This window comes from Salinibacillus aidingensis, from assembly GCF_055393355.1.
In genome coordinates this window covers 390,847-403,588 of the sequence record NZ_AP043759.1, presented here as the reverse complement: position 1 = coordinate 403,588, position 12,742 = coordinate 390,847, and the positions used below count along the sequence as shown (strand labels likewise).

The window sequence follows — 12,742 nt, the reverse complement described above, 5'->3', positions numbered from 1 at the left end:
TTGCACATGAAAACGATTGGACTTATCCGTGGTATGAACTGGAAATCATCATTGGAATATTACCCAATCATTAATGAAGAAGTGAACAAAAAATTGGGCGAAATGCATTCCGCAAAATGCATTTTATATAGTATTGATTTTGATGAAGTCGAACAATATCAGAGAAACTGAGGATGGGATAAAGCTGGTCAATTATTAGCAGAAGTTGGACAATCTTTAGAATATGCTGGTTCAGATATGATCGTGATTTGTACCAATACCATACATAAAGTCATTCCTTATATGGATAAAACGCTAACTATCCCTATTATTCATACCGCCGATCCAACAGCCAGGAAACTCCAAAACGAAGGTATTCAAAGAGTCGGACTGCTTGGAACGCAATATACAATGGAACAGGATTTTTATACATCACGTCTGGAGGCAAATGGTATAACGGTATCTATTCCAAACAGAGAAGATAGACAGAGACTAAATGCCATTATTTTGAAGAATTGTGCGTCGGGAAAACCAGCCTCTCTCCAAAAATTTTGTTTTGGACATTATAAAACAGTTATTCAGTCACGGAGCTAAAGGGATTATTTTAGGCTGTACGGAACATGGCTTATTAATAAATCAACAGGATACAGATATTCCTTTATTTGATACTACTTTTCTACACGCTAAAGAAGCTGCTCATCTGGCATTAAACATAGAATCATAGACTACAATAAAGGCTTCTCTGGTAAATATCAGTAAAACCAGGAAGCCTGAGACAAAATCTGTTTTCTATGATAACAGGACTAAATAACCGGATAATAAGGTTCATATCTTGGATAACAGTAATATGGCGGTCTTGGACCAATCTTCGGTGCCTTAAAAGGATGAGAATTCTCATCATAGATGACTGCATCCTTTTCATTAGACTGGTTGATCAACAGTAACTTCACTTCAGGATTGTAATAATATTGCATTCCAATTCCTCCTCATTGCATATTCCCTATATGCTATTCTCCTTTCAAAAAAACGAGCCTGTACTTATTTGCACGTCATTCGCCTAAGAAACATAGGTTAATTTAAATTGTTAATGAGGAGGATTGTGCATAAAATGTCTACGAATCACTCAAAGAACCAAAATTATCCCTTGTACCCGAACTACGGGAAAATTACACAATATGAGGAGGTTCCCTTAACCGTCCCTGAGCAGCGTCAATATCGGCAGCCTGGTGTAGAAGGAGCAATGGTACCAAAGCCCATAGTTGAAAATCCCAACTACAAAGGAAGTGGCAAATTAACAGGAAAGGTTGCCCTCATTACTGGAGGAGACAGCGGAATGGGGGCAGCGGCAGCTATTGCCTTCGCAAAGGAGGGCGCAAATATTGCCATCGCTTACTTAGATGAGCATGAAGATGCTAAGCGAACAAAGAATAGAATTGAAGAGATTGGTCAAAGGTGTTTATTGCTGCCTGGTGATCTCAGACACAAACAACAATGCATTGACATTGTAAATCTTACGGTAAATAGGTTCGGAAAACTCGATATTCTATGTAATCATGTCGGAATTCAATTTCAGCAATTAAGCTTACTGGATATCACCGATGAACAGTTCGATGACACCTTTAAGGTCAACATATACTCACATTTTTATACAACCCGTGAAGCACTGAAACACCTAAAAGAAGGGAGCTCCATCATTAATACATCTTCTGTAGTCGCGTTTGATGGCAACGAACAATTAATTGACTACACTGCAACAAAGGGAGCCAACGTAGGATTCACCCGTGCTTTAGCCAACAGTCTGGTAAAAAAAGGAATCCGTGTCAATGCCATTGCTCCAGGACGTATATGGACTCCTTTAATTCCATCAAGTTTCTCTGCAGATCAAGTGCCACTAGCCAATAATCCCATGGATCGACAAGGCCAGCCATTTGAAGTCGCTCCTACCTTTGTCTATCTTGCTTCTGATGACTCCCGTTTTGTAACAGGGCAAACATTACATGTAAATGGCGGGCAGGTGTTTGGGTAACTTCCTGAAAAGAAGCAGAACATTTTTATCTGCTTCTTTTTCTGTTACAAAACGTAAAGACCTAATGTTGTTAAAACCTTATTTCTCTTAAATATCCTTATCCTCCCACCGTTTTTTCCGTATATAGTACACAACTGAATAAGGAAAAAGAAAACATTTGAACTACCCGCCACTTATCACCCTTCGGGCTGATTGAAGTGGGGATTCCTAGGAACACCAACCTATCGGTCAGTTAATTATTAGGCTATCCCCGCAGTTCCTGCGGTTAATCGTATTGCTTCCTTACGAAGATTGATACTTGCGTTAATATCTCTATCATGATGAGTGTTGCATTCTGGGCATTCCCACTCACGCAATGCAAGATTCTTAACGTCTTTGTTTTGATAGCCGCAACAAGAACAAAGTTGGCTGGAAGGGAAGCTTTTCGCTACTGTGACTATTTGTTTTCCATACCATTTTGCTTTGTATTCAATCATGGTACGGAATGGCGACCAACTTACTTCACTTATCGCTTTAGCTAAGTTGTGATTTTTCAACATATTACTTACCTGCAAATCTTCCATACCAATGATGTCGTGGTTTTTGACAATACTGGTAGAGATTTTATGCAAATAGTCCTTTCGTGCATTAGCTATTTTTTCATGCAATCGTGCAACCTTGATACGTTGCTTATGCCAGTTAGAAGAACCTTTTTTTCGTCTGGAAAGAACCTTTTGGGCTTTTGCTAACCTTTTCTCAAGTTTACGGAAGTATTTAGAATTCTTATATACCGTTCCGTTAGATAGAATCGCAAAATCCTTTAGTCCAACATCAATGCCAACAGACGAATTTGTTTTAGGTTGCTCATGGACTTCTGTTTCAACAAGAATAGATACAAAGTATTTCCCACTTGGGTTACGTCTAATCGTAGCGTTTAAAATACGACCTTCAACTTCTCGGCTTTTTGCAAACTTAACGAAACCAATCTTAGGTAACTTGATTTTATTATGAACAATAGCAATGTTGCCGTTTGTATGTTTAGTTACGTACGATTGAACCTTGTTCTTTTTAGACTTGAAACGAGGGGATTTGTTCTGTTTTTTAAAAAATCGAGTGTATGCATCTGAAAGGTTCTTAAGTGAGGATTGAAGGGCAATGCTGTCGACTTCCTTTAACCAGACTAATTCTTTCTTAAGTTGAGTTAATTGTTTAAAGGAGGCCTTATAAGTCAAGCCTTTGCCAGTCTCTTTATATATGTCCTTCCATTTTGCTAAAAAGTGATTGAAGACAAATCGAGAACATCCAATAGTTTTAGCAATGAGAATTTTTTGCTCTTTTTTTGGACAAACCAAGCCTTGCCCAGTAACCTTTTTAAATACCCTGTTGTTATTTGCTTTACCGTTAAAATTGGCAGGAAAAATAAACGATCAAAAGAGTCCAGATAAATTCGTTAATACGTGGTAAATATTTTTCTATAAATAAACAACAGTCTTTTAGATACAGCCAGCTATTTATTTTACAAAAAAACTCAACACTTCTTTTATATTGTCTTAACATTTGAGCATTAAAATAGAATTAACTTATCTACTTGTGTCAAAATTATTAATCAATTATATGGGGGTAGGTAGTGTTGAACCGTATTGTCACGTGGATATCAACAAATGATAGGTATGCATTTCAAATCATTAATCATAAACTAAAAAGTAAATGGCTGGATTTGATCTTGCCAAAATTAACACATTTAGGTGGAGCAACATGTACGATTTCATCTTTGCTATTCATCATTCTTATTTCTGAGTCAATATTCCGGGCAGTAGCAATAAAAGCGCTTATTTCGCTGGCATTAAGTCACTTTTTTGTTCATATCATAAAGAAAATATATTCCCGTGAGCGTCCCTACGTAAAACTACCTGATATTCAATTAGGAGTACAGCCACTTAAAGATTATTCCTTCCCTTCTGGTCATACCACGGCAATTTTCTCCATAGCTGTTATCATTGCATTACACTCCATTATCTTAGCGATTATCCTCTTACCGATAGCGATGTTAGTAGGATTTTCACGAATGTATCTGGGTTTACATTATCCCACTGATTGTATTATTGGTGCTCTACTTGGAACAATCAGTTCTTTTATCGTCTATTTCACGACAATTTTTTAACAACTTTAAGTACTTTCTTATCAAATGAAAACCCTCTATAACCTGCAAAGATTATAGAGAGTCTTCATGTTCAGCTATTTTATCTGTATTTTCTCCTTCCCTTCAATCCATTCCGGAAAGAAGGCCAGTTCAAGCGACACAGGTGACTTCAGCTCACTTAATTCATTTGAAATCACTTCGATTTGTGAAAAACCTCTCTCCTCATATCCATACTGCATGCTTGAATTCGCTGTAATTTTCCTCCCATTTGCTCCGGTTATCGTACTGAAAATCGAATAATAAAATTCCTCTTTTGTATGCAATTCCATCTTCAGAGAGCCCTTATCGATTTGCAGGTTTCTCAATTTATTTCCATCCGGCTGTTTCAGGATTTTCTCTTTGTCCATATCAATGACAACTTCACTTTCGTCCCGATCAACAGCCTGCAACCTGTTAACAATCAGGTACAGTTCCTTAGGTTCATGAAAATAATTACTCTGCATATAGATCATCTGTTCATCATCTGATAGGCCTGTTGCTGTCACGCCATTATTAATTTTTCCCCACATTTCTCCTTGCTCATCAACCAGCTGTAAACCTTCATAATTTAAGATTTCCTTTGTATTGTCTGAATCTGCTTTTATCCGGATAGCCGTTCGAATCGGATTGACCGTTACATCTAAAACGTTAATCCTTTGACCATCCAAAACGATTTCTTTGTTAATCTCATATGTCTTCTCGCTCGGTAATTCTTCCGGTATTGTAAAAGGAATTTCCATTTCTTCAGCAGAGCTTCTTAATCGGGTCTGAAGTACAAATTCTTTGACTTCATAAGTTTCATCGAAGAAAACTTCAATGGTACCACTCGAACCATATTCATCCTGATCGGTCAGGTTGTCACTGCTCATGGATAAGGAGCGATAATCTACTTGTTTTCCATCCGGGGTTTTAAGCCGAACATTTTGAAGGGCTGCCGGACGTCCTCCATCCTGATCCTCAAGAGTATAGAATAGGACAAATCCCTTTTGATCCGCAATGATTCCATCCAGTGTAATCTTCACTCCATTATGATGAATGGACGTGCCAATTTCGTTATAGTGATCATTTTTAATCGCTGACATCATGCCTTTATCATCCCTGATTAATTCCACAATTTTCTCCATTCCCGGAATCGATGTCATGTATTGGGCAAATGCCGGTGAAATCCGAATAGAACCAATGAAGGAAATCAACAATACAGCCACTGCAGCCGCACTGATTACCCATCTCTTCATATTTTTAGACGGCCGACCTGATGCCTTTGCTTTTTGAAAGCCCGTAAAAATAGCGTCATCGAGAGCCTCAGAAGGAATGTCTTCCTGGCTATATTTTTCTTTGAATGTGTTCAGTTTTGCTTCTTCCTTTTCAAACATCTGCATTTCCCTCCTTCTCATCCAGCACTTGTTTTAATGACTGCAAGGCTTTGTTCAGCCAGGTCTTAATGGTACCCTCTGGCCTTTTCAGAACTTGTGCGATTTCCTTAATCTTTAACTCATGAAAATACTTCAGCATTAATAATTCCCGGGAACGGTCATCCAGTAGCTGCATGGCATCCTCAAGCTCCATTTTTATATGGCTGTCATTGGTTTGAATCGTCTCCATTTCTACCGGTTTAGAGGTAAATCGTTTTTTCTTCCGGAGCTGATCATTACAATAATTAATCATGATTCTGATGATCCAGGTTTTGAAATATGCCGGCTCTTTTAATGTTTTTATTTTTCTGTACGCCCGGAATGTGACCTCCTGCACCGCTTCAATGGCATCATTTTCATTTTTAAAATAAGCGAGCGCCGTTTTATATAATTCTGTTTTGTATCGCTTCATTAGTTCCAGGAACGCTTCATCACTGCCCCGGATGGCTTCCTGGACTGTTTGAATGTCATTTGGCAAGGTGTATCCCCCTTATGTACGGTATCTCTACCCTATTAGACTGTGGGATGAGTAAAAAGTTTTGTTTTTTTTATCATAACCCGCTTGTCCTCAGCAAAAAACTACCCACTCGCTAAAAGATGTGCGAATGAGTAGTTTTTATATAACTTAAATTTTAAATAAAACCATATTACTTTCCATTTTTAATAGCCCCCATTTATTTGGCCAAGGCTTTTTTATCCATTGTTCATTGTTGTTCATATTCATACACACGTAACCGCAGTCCGATTTCTTTCACTGATTGTAATACCTTCCTGTCAAAGCTGCTGCTGAATATTTCTCCTGGTCCTGAGCCACGGCTGCCCGTCGTCGGCTTAATAATCTGATTATGGCGATCATAGAGTTGAATGATATCTCCCTTGGAAACAAGGCTGACTTGCCCGCCTCGGTTTGTTATATGATATTGGCTGAGAAATTTGCCACTTCCTGCTTTAAGATTATGCTGAATATTAAATTGAAAGTGATAGCTCCCCGATTCATTCCAAACCTTCTCAAGATAAACTGTTGATTGAAACCTTTTATCGACTTCTTCATTAAAGGACTTCGTGTCCCCCTCAGGAACGTCCATTCACTTCTTATCTAACCGAAATTTCAGCGTATCCTCTTCAACCTCATTTACGGCATACCCGTTTTGCTGATAAATATCATCTTCCAGCTGCTCAGGATAGATAGAAAAATAGAAATAAAAAGCAAAGCCTATAATCACAATTACCGCAATAGCAAGGTAAACTTTTTTTCTCAAATGATCCCTCCCCTTGTTCCCTTTAAAAACAAGCCCACATCCATTGATTACACATAAACTTACAAATACCCTTTCATCCTGATTACTTTACCGTCAACTTCAGGACCGATTTCCACCATCCCGTTTTTATAATAAAACTTTATCGCAGAGGTATTGGAGGGAGAGACTCTCAGATGATATTCGTGGACCTTATGATTGCGGAAAAACTGTTTTGCATAGTTATGTAAGTGTTCTCCTTTCCCTTTTCCTCTCAAGTCAGGTACCAGGTAAAATAAGTGCACGTATCCAATGGTTCGCCCATCATATTCGCGAATGGATAATTCTATCTGTCCTATATATCTTCCATCTTCCTTCACTAAAACAAAACCTTCTGGAAAATCCTTTTGTTTTTCTTCTACCCAACGCAGGTATGCTTCTTTGTCAAAATTGGAAGCATCTCCAAAGCTGACTTTGAATGTGTCTTTTCGGAAGTTAAACATTTTTTCACTATGCTCTTGCAAATCTATTTTCTCAAATTGCACTTATTCTTCCCCCCTGTTCTCACTTCTTTTCCAATCTCTTGTTTCACTTCCCTATTTAGGAAGGTGCCTCTCAGTCGCAGAAACGATCAGGAGTCCAGAATCACACCGGAGAAATCTCCTTTTAGCACCTTCTTTTCCTGCTGGTTTCTGCATATAAAAGAAGCAACAATCGCTGTTCTGTTCTTATCCTCCTGCCATTCATATTTTTCAATTTTAACCTCGCAAATGATTCGATCCTCAGTAAATACAGGACGTAAAAATTCGAAGTTCATATTGCGGGCGAGTACGTTATAATCCCCACCCACTTTTGTCGGCAAAGTTGCAGTCAATAACCCCTGAACGACAAGCCTTCCTTGTTCATCGGGCGTTAAATGATGACTTCCTTCATCACGGGACACTTCCGTAAATAATTCCACATCCCTGACTGTAAAGGTACGTTCAAACGTAATGATATCTCCCACTTTTAGCGGCATCATGATCTCCCCCATAAGTTAACGCTATATAGTCAATAATACTCTGAATATTTACACACTATCAACCTGATAATTTTATACAGCCAGAAACATATACCATTTTTCACGTGAATTCGCATTGATTTTACACACTCAAGAACTCATATTCTTAACAACAGGGTGTCTGATATATAGTGTAATGAAAGCGAGAATGATGTGATTATCCATTGAGAGGTACTTTAAATTCAGATTAAATAGAAAATTAATATCATTGGTCTAAAGCATATAAAGATGAAGAGTTATTTGATTAACGGGTGCGAATGCTTAACAAGGTATTCGCTTCTTTCGTTATAGGGCAGGATTGTTTAATAAGAATATGAAACTTTACAACAAACCATAACGTCGGATTAAGCAAAAGAGGGATACTGTAATGAGAAAAATTAAATTGATTTCCATACTCTTATTATTTTCTTTGGTCTTAATAGGGTGCCAAAAAAGTAACCTAAACCTGAGTGACGATGTTACAAGTATAGAGGTGTATGAATGGGGCAGTGAAGAAATGGTCACTACTATTGATGAAAAAGAATTTATTGAGGAACTTGTAAAAGAGTTAGATAGTGCAAAAACAGCTTCAACAGCATCTATGGACCTTGCATTACCAGATTATGACTTACATTTTAATAATAATGATGGAGAAACATTATTTACAATGGGATATTATAAAAAAGTTATGAATTTAGATGTAGAAGGTCGATATATAGATTTTAGTGAAGATATAATGTACAACGTCGAACTCGAGTTACCACTTGAATAATTAGTGCTATTGCATTAACGGGTGCAATAGTCGAACAAGAGGCTGTCGAATGTGGCAGTTCTTATTGTGTCAAAGAGGTAGTTTAATTCTACAAAGTTAAAGTATTATGAGAATTTCAAAGTAAAAATTGGTTGCTTTAGAAAGGGGTATTATTATAGTGTATCGCATTAGTTTAGAGAAGTTTAAAAAAAATGATTTTGATTTTTATTTTAGTCTTGTTTCTAACGAATCGGTTATGGCAATGATTACTGAACGTTCAATTCCAATGAAAGAAGCACAAGAGAATTTTCAGAAGTTATTAGATACAAATAATGATTTTGAGGGATTTGGTACATACAAAGTTTTTAACAGTAAAAACGATGAGTTTATAGGACTTGGAAAGCTAATTAAAAGCAATGAAAATAAAGAAGCTGAGTTAGGTTATATGGTATTACCAGAGTATTGGGGGAAAGGGTATGGTAGTGAGATTGCTGAGATTTTATTAGAGAATGCTAATAAATTAAGTTTAAATCGTGTAACTGCTATTATTGACCCTAATAATTTACCTTCAAGGAAAATATTAATTAAAAAAGGATTTATATCGGAAAAGATATGTGACATAGATGGCTTACCTGGGGAATATATGAGTAAAGTTTTATAAATTGTTGTTTCAATACGTTAAATAGATTTAAAAATAGTAATAAAACAATATTAGCCACTTTGTGAAAAGATGCACTTAAAGTAACGGGAGCAATAGTTCAAGAAGCAATTAAAAATAAATAGAAGAAAAATCTCAGTTCACTGAACTGAGATTTTTTTAATTTTAATAACAATTATAACCAATCCTTTTTTGTATGTTTTATAACATGTAACCATCTCACATCACTAAGATTGGGGATTGTGATAGAATAAACCATAAATAATTTTGGAATGGGGAGACAAACAAATGATATTAAATAACAATAATGGTCTTCTTCTCATGCGCCATGATCACTTACATGAACGAGACTGGAGAAACGATGATTGCTACAAACTTATTTTTTCTCCATATGGGCAAGCTGAATATCAGTTAAATCAAGGCGATATTTCTATCGGTCAAAATGAATTTTTTATTTTCAACCCTAATATTGATCATAAACAATTAAAAGCAACAGAGGAAAAGTTCCTAGTTGAAATACAACCATCATTACTACAAGAGACCGCACAGCAATTAGGATTCAAAATGATAGAACCTGAATTTTCTTTGCTTTCCTATCGACATGCCCAGATTCATCAATGGACATCATTTATAAGAGACTTTTTAAAAGTTAACGAGGATTCAAATCCAATGTCCAATCAACTTTTTCTCGAAAATAGTTTAGCGCAAATTTCTATTTTAATGCTTCAATATGGTTCTGGTTCACACCAAAATCAGTTTCCAAAGATAATTAGCGAGAAGAATATTAATAATGTATTAGATGCACTAAAGGATAGCTATCAGGAAGATTGGACGTTGGATCAGATGTCTGTAGTCGCAAGAATGAGCAAATACCAGTTCGCTCACTTTTTCAAGGAAAAAATTGGGATTTCTCCATATTCATGGCTTCAGTTATATCGTCTATTTAAAAGTCAACAACCACTTATTTCAACAGATCAAACAATTTTAACCATTGCCCTTGAACATGGTTTCAGTAGCGTGTCATCTTATAACCATTTATTTAAAAAAATTTATAGTAAAACGCCAACGCAATTTCGTTTTATTCATGGTAATTAATAAACCTATAATACTTGTTGTAATTATAAGAATGCCACTAAATAGCATTAACTTTTGTATCGAAATGAATGATACCAAAAAACCGTAGATTCCTAATGAAACAGTATTTGAAAAATATAATAAAACTGCATTTGAGCTAAAGGCTCTCCCCATTTTTTCTTCAGGAACAAGTGACTGAATAAGGTAAATGCGTGATAGTCCAGCTATTGGTAATCCAATAGCTACTATTGCGCTGCCAATAAAAAAATGGTTTATCCCATAGAAGAGACCATAGTAAGCTATCCCAATTCCCCAAATCATTGCCCCAACAAGATGAATCTGAAGAGTCATTTTCTTTAAGAAAAGTGGTAGGATGATATTGGTTAAAATAACTACGCCTCCAAAAACTCCTTGGATAATACTGTACAATTCTTCACTTTCGGAACTCATTTCACTTAGAGCAAGTAAAAGCCCCACCTCCCAGACCCATGTGTTAAAGAAAACTGTTATAAAAGTGAAAAGAAAGAGTTGTCTTACACTAGTGTGTGCTTTAGCCCAAGAAGCAAATTCTGCGATAGAACTAAAAACCTTCTTAACTGATTTGTTAACTACCTGTTTTCTTTCCTGTATATTTACTTTTGAAATACAGTATGCACTAACTGCGTATGTTAAGGCATCAAAAGTAAAGAAATGGATGACTCCATAACTGTTCAATAGCCAAACAGATAGAAATGGACTTAAAACAGTCACTCCTCTAGTTAGGGTATCATTTAAACTGTTTACTTCAGTTCTTTCTTCTTCCACTGTTATGATAGGCAGGACAGTTCTGTGCGTCGGATTAAAGAAACAACCAATACTCTGAATAAGAAAACTAACGACTAACAAGTAAAAGTAGGAGAGTAATTCTAAGTAAAATAGGCATACAATGGATAATATTAATGGGATCCGAATCATATCTAAGACAATTAATAATTTTTTCTTAGGTAGCCAGTCTGCTATAACTCCACCAATCAACCCAAATAGTAAATAGGGTAGGGTCTCTGCAATAGCCATTCCAGTTGTAAGAACTTTGGATCCTGTTAAGTCGTAAGCCAAAAATAGAAAAGCCATTCCCGATAGAACATCCCCGAGCTTAGAAGCTCCTCCTCCAAGTAAGTAGTACCGTATATTTTTATCTTTCCATATCCTCGTAAACAATTAAATCACCTCAGAGACAACTATAAGGATAAAGCTAGTTAGAATCTGCTTGATTATTGTTACAAAAGAGGACAATTTCCCGCAAGAATATTCTTTCGTAAAAGCTTATCCTAAATTATGGGTAACATCTTTGCCTATTCATCTAGTCTTTCAATTAATAAGGAGTGATACAATTGAAACATGCGTTGGTAGTTGGTGGTACTGGAATGTTATCAAATTTATCGGTTTGGTTGCTAAAGAATGGTTATCATGTATCTGTGATTGCAAGGGATAACAGGAAAATGGAAAATTTAATTAAAAGAGCTGGTAAGCGCAATATCACACCAGTATTGGTTGATTACAGAAAAGATAAAGAACTAAGATACAAACTGAAGGAGGTTATCCAAACAAACGGCGAAATTGATTTTGTTGTAGCTTGGATTCACTCCAATGCCGAAAATGCACTTGAAATAATTGCTGAAGAAGTAACCAAAACGGTCAATCAATGGGATTTATTTCATGTGTTAGGGAGTAGCGCTGATCTTGAAAACCTAAAAAAGTCAGTAACGATTCACGGAAATTGTATTTATCACACTGTTCAACTTGGTTTCATTCTTGAGAATAACCACTCAAGATGGCTAACTAACAATGAGATTTCTGAAGGAGTTATTGAAGCTATCAAGAATGACAAATCAAATCATGTTGTTGGGGCTATTGAACCTTGGGAGCTTCGTCCTTAATAAGGTTTGTTTATAATTTTGTAGGTATAACATATTAAATAGCATGAGGGTCCTCATTTGACTGTTACCACAAGACTGAATAATACTTCTGCAAGAAATATGGAAAGAAACGGTTTTAATTTTAGTGTATAAGAAAGTGATAATGAATAGTCCATTGTGGAACTAAAGGGGGCGATAATTGAACAGGGCTGTCGGTTCTTAAACTATTAAAACAGATTGGTAAAATAGGGGAGGAAGAGTTAATGTCTGAATTCGTAAAAACAATGTTGGTATGGATTATAATATTTCCAATATTAACTACAACTCTTTCAATAGTGATTGATTACTTCAGAGGTTTATCCATTGAGGTGATATCCTACTTGCCCAATTTATTAGGATTTGCAATAGGTGGTGTACTCATTGGCTTTTTAAGGTATTACTTACAACAAAAATCAAAAGAAGAAAAATGATACAATGCTTATTACACTAAAGGGTGCGAATATTGAATAAGGGGG

General features: G+C 36.2%; 16 protein-coding genes and 1 pseudogene. 8 read left to right on the top strand and 9 right to left on the bottom strand.

Features of this window, described 5'->3' with window-relative positions; all coding sequences use genetic code 11:
• The first annotated feature begins 6 nt into the window (after positions 1–6).
• Positions 7–703 (top strand): annotated as a pseudogene (locus ACZ5OK_RS02255) (aspartate/glutamate racemase family protein).
• Between the two features lie 79 nt (positions 704–782).
• Here the strand turns inward: ACZ5OK_RS02255 and ACZ5OK_RS02250 are convergent.
• A complete protein-coding gene (locus tag ACZ5OK_RS02250; RefSeq protein ID WP_343841854.1) occupies positions 783–953 on the bottom strand; it encodes a hypothetical protein in 171 nt (56 codons plus the stop codon).
• 134 nt (positions 954–1,087) lie between these two features.
• On the opposite strand from ACZ5OK_RS02250, the gene ACZ5OK_RS02245 reads away from it, so the two are divergent.
• The gene (locus ACZ5OK_RS02245) at positions 1,088–2,005 is read left to right on the top strand and encodes an SDR family oxidoreductase (RefSeq protein ID WP_343841853.1); all 918 of its coding nucleotides are present in this window, start codon (positions 1,088–1,090) and stop codon (positions 2,003–2,005) included.
• 239 nt (positions 2,006–2,244) lie between these two features.
• Here the strand turns inward: ACZ5OK_RS02245 and tnpB are convergent, their stop codons facing one another.
• Positions 2,245–3,336, bottom strand: a complete 1,092-nt coding sequence (gene tnpB / locus ACZ5OK_RS02240) for an IS200/IS605 family element RNA-guided endonuclease TnpB (RefSeq protein ID WP_343841851.1) — start codon at positions 3,334–3,336, stop codon at positions 2,245–2,247.
• Positions 3,337–3,611: 275 nt separating this feature from the next.
• Between tnpB and ACZ5OK_RS02235 the strand changes: the two genes are divergently transcribed.
• A complete protein-coding gene (locus ACZ5OK_RS02235) occupies positions 3,612–4,145 on the top strand; it encodes a phosphatase PAP2 family protein (protein WP_343841849.1) in 534 nt (177 codons plus the stop codon).
• A 74-nt stretch (positions 4,146–4,219) separates the two neighbouring features.
• Here the strand turns inward: ACZ5OK_RS02235 and ACZ5OK_RS02230 are convergent, their stop codons facing one another.
• The 6 genes from ACZ5OK_RS02230 to ACZ5OK_RS02205 all read right to left on the bottom strand — a co-directional run bounded on the left by ACZ5OK_RS02230 (position 4,220) and on the right by ACZ5OK_RS02205 (position 7,828).
• The gene (locus tag ACZ5OK_RS02230) at positions 4,220–5,536 is read right to left on the bottom strand and encodes a DUF4179 domain-containing protein (RefSeq protein ID WP_343841846.1); all 1,317 of its coding nucleotides are present in this window, start codon (positions 5,534–5,536) and stop codon (positions 4,220–4,222) included.
• Positions 5,529–6,053, bottom strand: a complete 525-nt coding sequence (locus tag ACZ5OK_RS02225) for a sigma-70 family RNA polymerase sigma factor (RefSeq protein WP_343841843.1) — start codon at positions 6,051–6,053, stop codon at positions 5,529–5,531. The genes ACZ5OK_RS02230 and ACZ5OK_RS02225 overlap by 8 nt, the downstream gene beginning before the upstream one ends.
• A 226-nt stretch (positions 6,054–6,279) precedes the next feature.
• The gene (locus ACZ5OK_RS02220; RefSeq protein WP_343841840.1) at positions 6,280–6,660 is read right to left on the bottom strand and encodes a hypothetical protein; all 381 of its coding nucleotides are present in this window, start codon (positions 6,658–6,660) and stop codon (positions 6,280–6,282) included.
• Positions 6,661–6,834 carry a hypothetical protein gene (locus tag ACZ5OK_RS02215; protein ID WP_343841837.1) on the bottom strand — a complete coding sequence of 58 codons (174 nt, stop codon included), beginning with the start codon at positions 6,832–6,834 and terminating at the stop codon, positions 6,661–6,663.
• Positions 6,835–6,893: 59 nt separating this feature from the next.
• Positions 6,894–7,355, bottom strand: a complete 462-nt coding sequence (locus tag ACZ5OK_RS02210; RefSeq protein ID WP_343841834.1) for a GNAT family N-acetyltransferase — start codon at positions 7,353–7,355, stop codon at positions 6,894–6,896.
• Positions 7,356–7,441: 86 nt separating this feature from the next.
• On the bottom strand, positions 7,442–7,828 hold the full coding sequence (locus ACZ5OK_RS02205; protein ID WP_343841832.1) for a hotdog family protein: 387 nt from the start codon (positions 7,826–7,828) through the stop codon (positions 7,442–7,444).
• Positions 7,829–8,237: 409 nt separating this feature from the next.
• Between ACZ5OK_RS02205 and ACZ5OK_RS02200 the strand changes: the two genes are divergently transcribed.
• The 3 genes from ACZ5OK_RS02200 (at position 8,238) to ACZ5OK_RS02190 (ending at position 10,353) form a co-directional block, all read left to right on the top strand.
• The gene (locus ACZ5OK_RS02200) at positions 8,238–8,621 is read left to right on the top strand and encodes a hypothetical protein (RefSeq protein ID WP_343841830.1); all 384 of its coding nucleotides are present in this window, start codon (positions 8,238–8,240) and stop codon (positions 8,619–8,621) included.
• A 157-nt stretch (positions 8,622–8,778) separates the two neighbouring features.
• Positions 8,779–9,261 (top strand): GNAT family N-acetyltransferase, encoded by a 483-nt coding sequence (locus ACZ5OK_RS02195; RefSeq protein WP_343841828.1) that lies wholly within the window; start codon positions 8,779–8,781, stop codon positions 9,259–9,261.
• Between the two features lie 285 nt (positions 9,262–9,546).
• A complete protein-coding gene (locus tag ACZ5OK_RS02190; RefSeq protein ID WP_343841826.1) occupies positions 9,547–10,353 on the top strand; it encodes a helix-turn-helix transcriptional regulator in 807 nt (268 codons plus the stop codon).
• Here the strand turns inward: ACZ5OK_RS02190 and ACZ5OK_RS02185 are convergent.
• The gene (locus ACZ5OK_RS02185; protein WP_343841823.1) at positions 10,294–11,529 is read right to left on the bottom strand and encodes an MFS transporter; all 1,236 of its coding nucleotides are present in this window, start codon (positions 11,527–11,529) and stop codon (positions 10,294–10,296) included. The two genes, ACZ5OK_RS02190 and ACZ5OK_RS02185, sit on opposite strands and share 60 nt — an antisense overlap.
• A gap of 164 nt (positions 11,530–11,693) precedes the next feature.
• Between ACZ5OK_RS02185 and ACZ5OK_RS02180 the strand changes: the two genes are divergently transcribed.
• Both ACZ5OK_RS02180 and ACZ5OK_RS02175 read left to right on the top strand, forming a co-directional pair.
• Entirely contained in the window at positions 11,694–12,248 is a 555-nt protein-coding gene (locus ACZ5OK_RS02180; RefSeq protein ID WP_343841820.1) for a short-chain dehydrogenase, read from the top strand.
• A 242-nt stretch (positions 12,249–12,490) separates the two neighbouring features.
• Positions 12,491–12,697 carry a hypothetical protein gene (locus tag ACZ5OK_RS02175; protein ID WP_343841818.1) on the top strand — a complete coding sequence of 69 codons (207 nt, stop codon included), beginning with the start codon at positions 12,491–12,493 and terminating at the stop codon, positions 12,695–12,697.
• Positions 12,698–12,742 lie beyond the last annotated feature (45 nt).

Excerpts from the sequence above, each read along its gene's own strand:
- ACZ5OK_RS02220 (WP_343841840.1), bottom strand. The coding sequence starts at position 6,660 with ATGGACGTTCCTGAGGGGGACACGAAGTCCTTTAATGAAGAAGTCGAT.
- ACZ5OK_RS02250 (WP_343841854.1), bottom strand. The coding sequence starts at position 953 with ATGCAATATTATTACAATCCTGAAGTGAAGTTACTGTTGATCAACCAG.
- ACZ5OK_RS02190 (WP_343841826.1), top strand. The coding sequence starts at position 9,547 with ATGATATTAAATAACAATAATGGTCTTCTTCTCATGCGCCATGATCAC.
- ACZ5OK_RS02245 (WP_343841853.1), top strand. The coding sequence starts at position 1,088 with ATGTCTACGAATCACTCAAAGAACCAAAATTATCCCTTGTACCCGAAC.
- ACZ5OK_RS02230 (WP_343841846.1), bottom strand. The coding sequence starts at position 5,536 with ATGTTTGAAAAGGAAGAAGCAAAACTGAACACATTCAAAGAAAAATAT.
- ACZ5OK_RS02205 (WP_343841832.1), bottom strand. The coding sequence starts at position 7,828 with ATGCCGCTAAAAGTGGGAGATATCATTACGTTTGAACGTACCTTTACA.
- ACZ5OK_RS02200 (WP_343841830.1), top strand. The coding sequence starts at position 8,238 with ATGAGAAAAATTAAATTGATTTCCATACTCTTATTATTTTCTTTGGTC.
- ACZ5OK_RS02175 (WP_343841818.1), top strand. The coding sequence starts at position 12,491 with ATGTCTGAATTCGTAAAAACAATGTTGGTATGGATTATAATATTTCCA.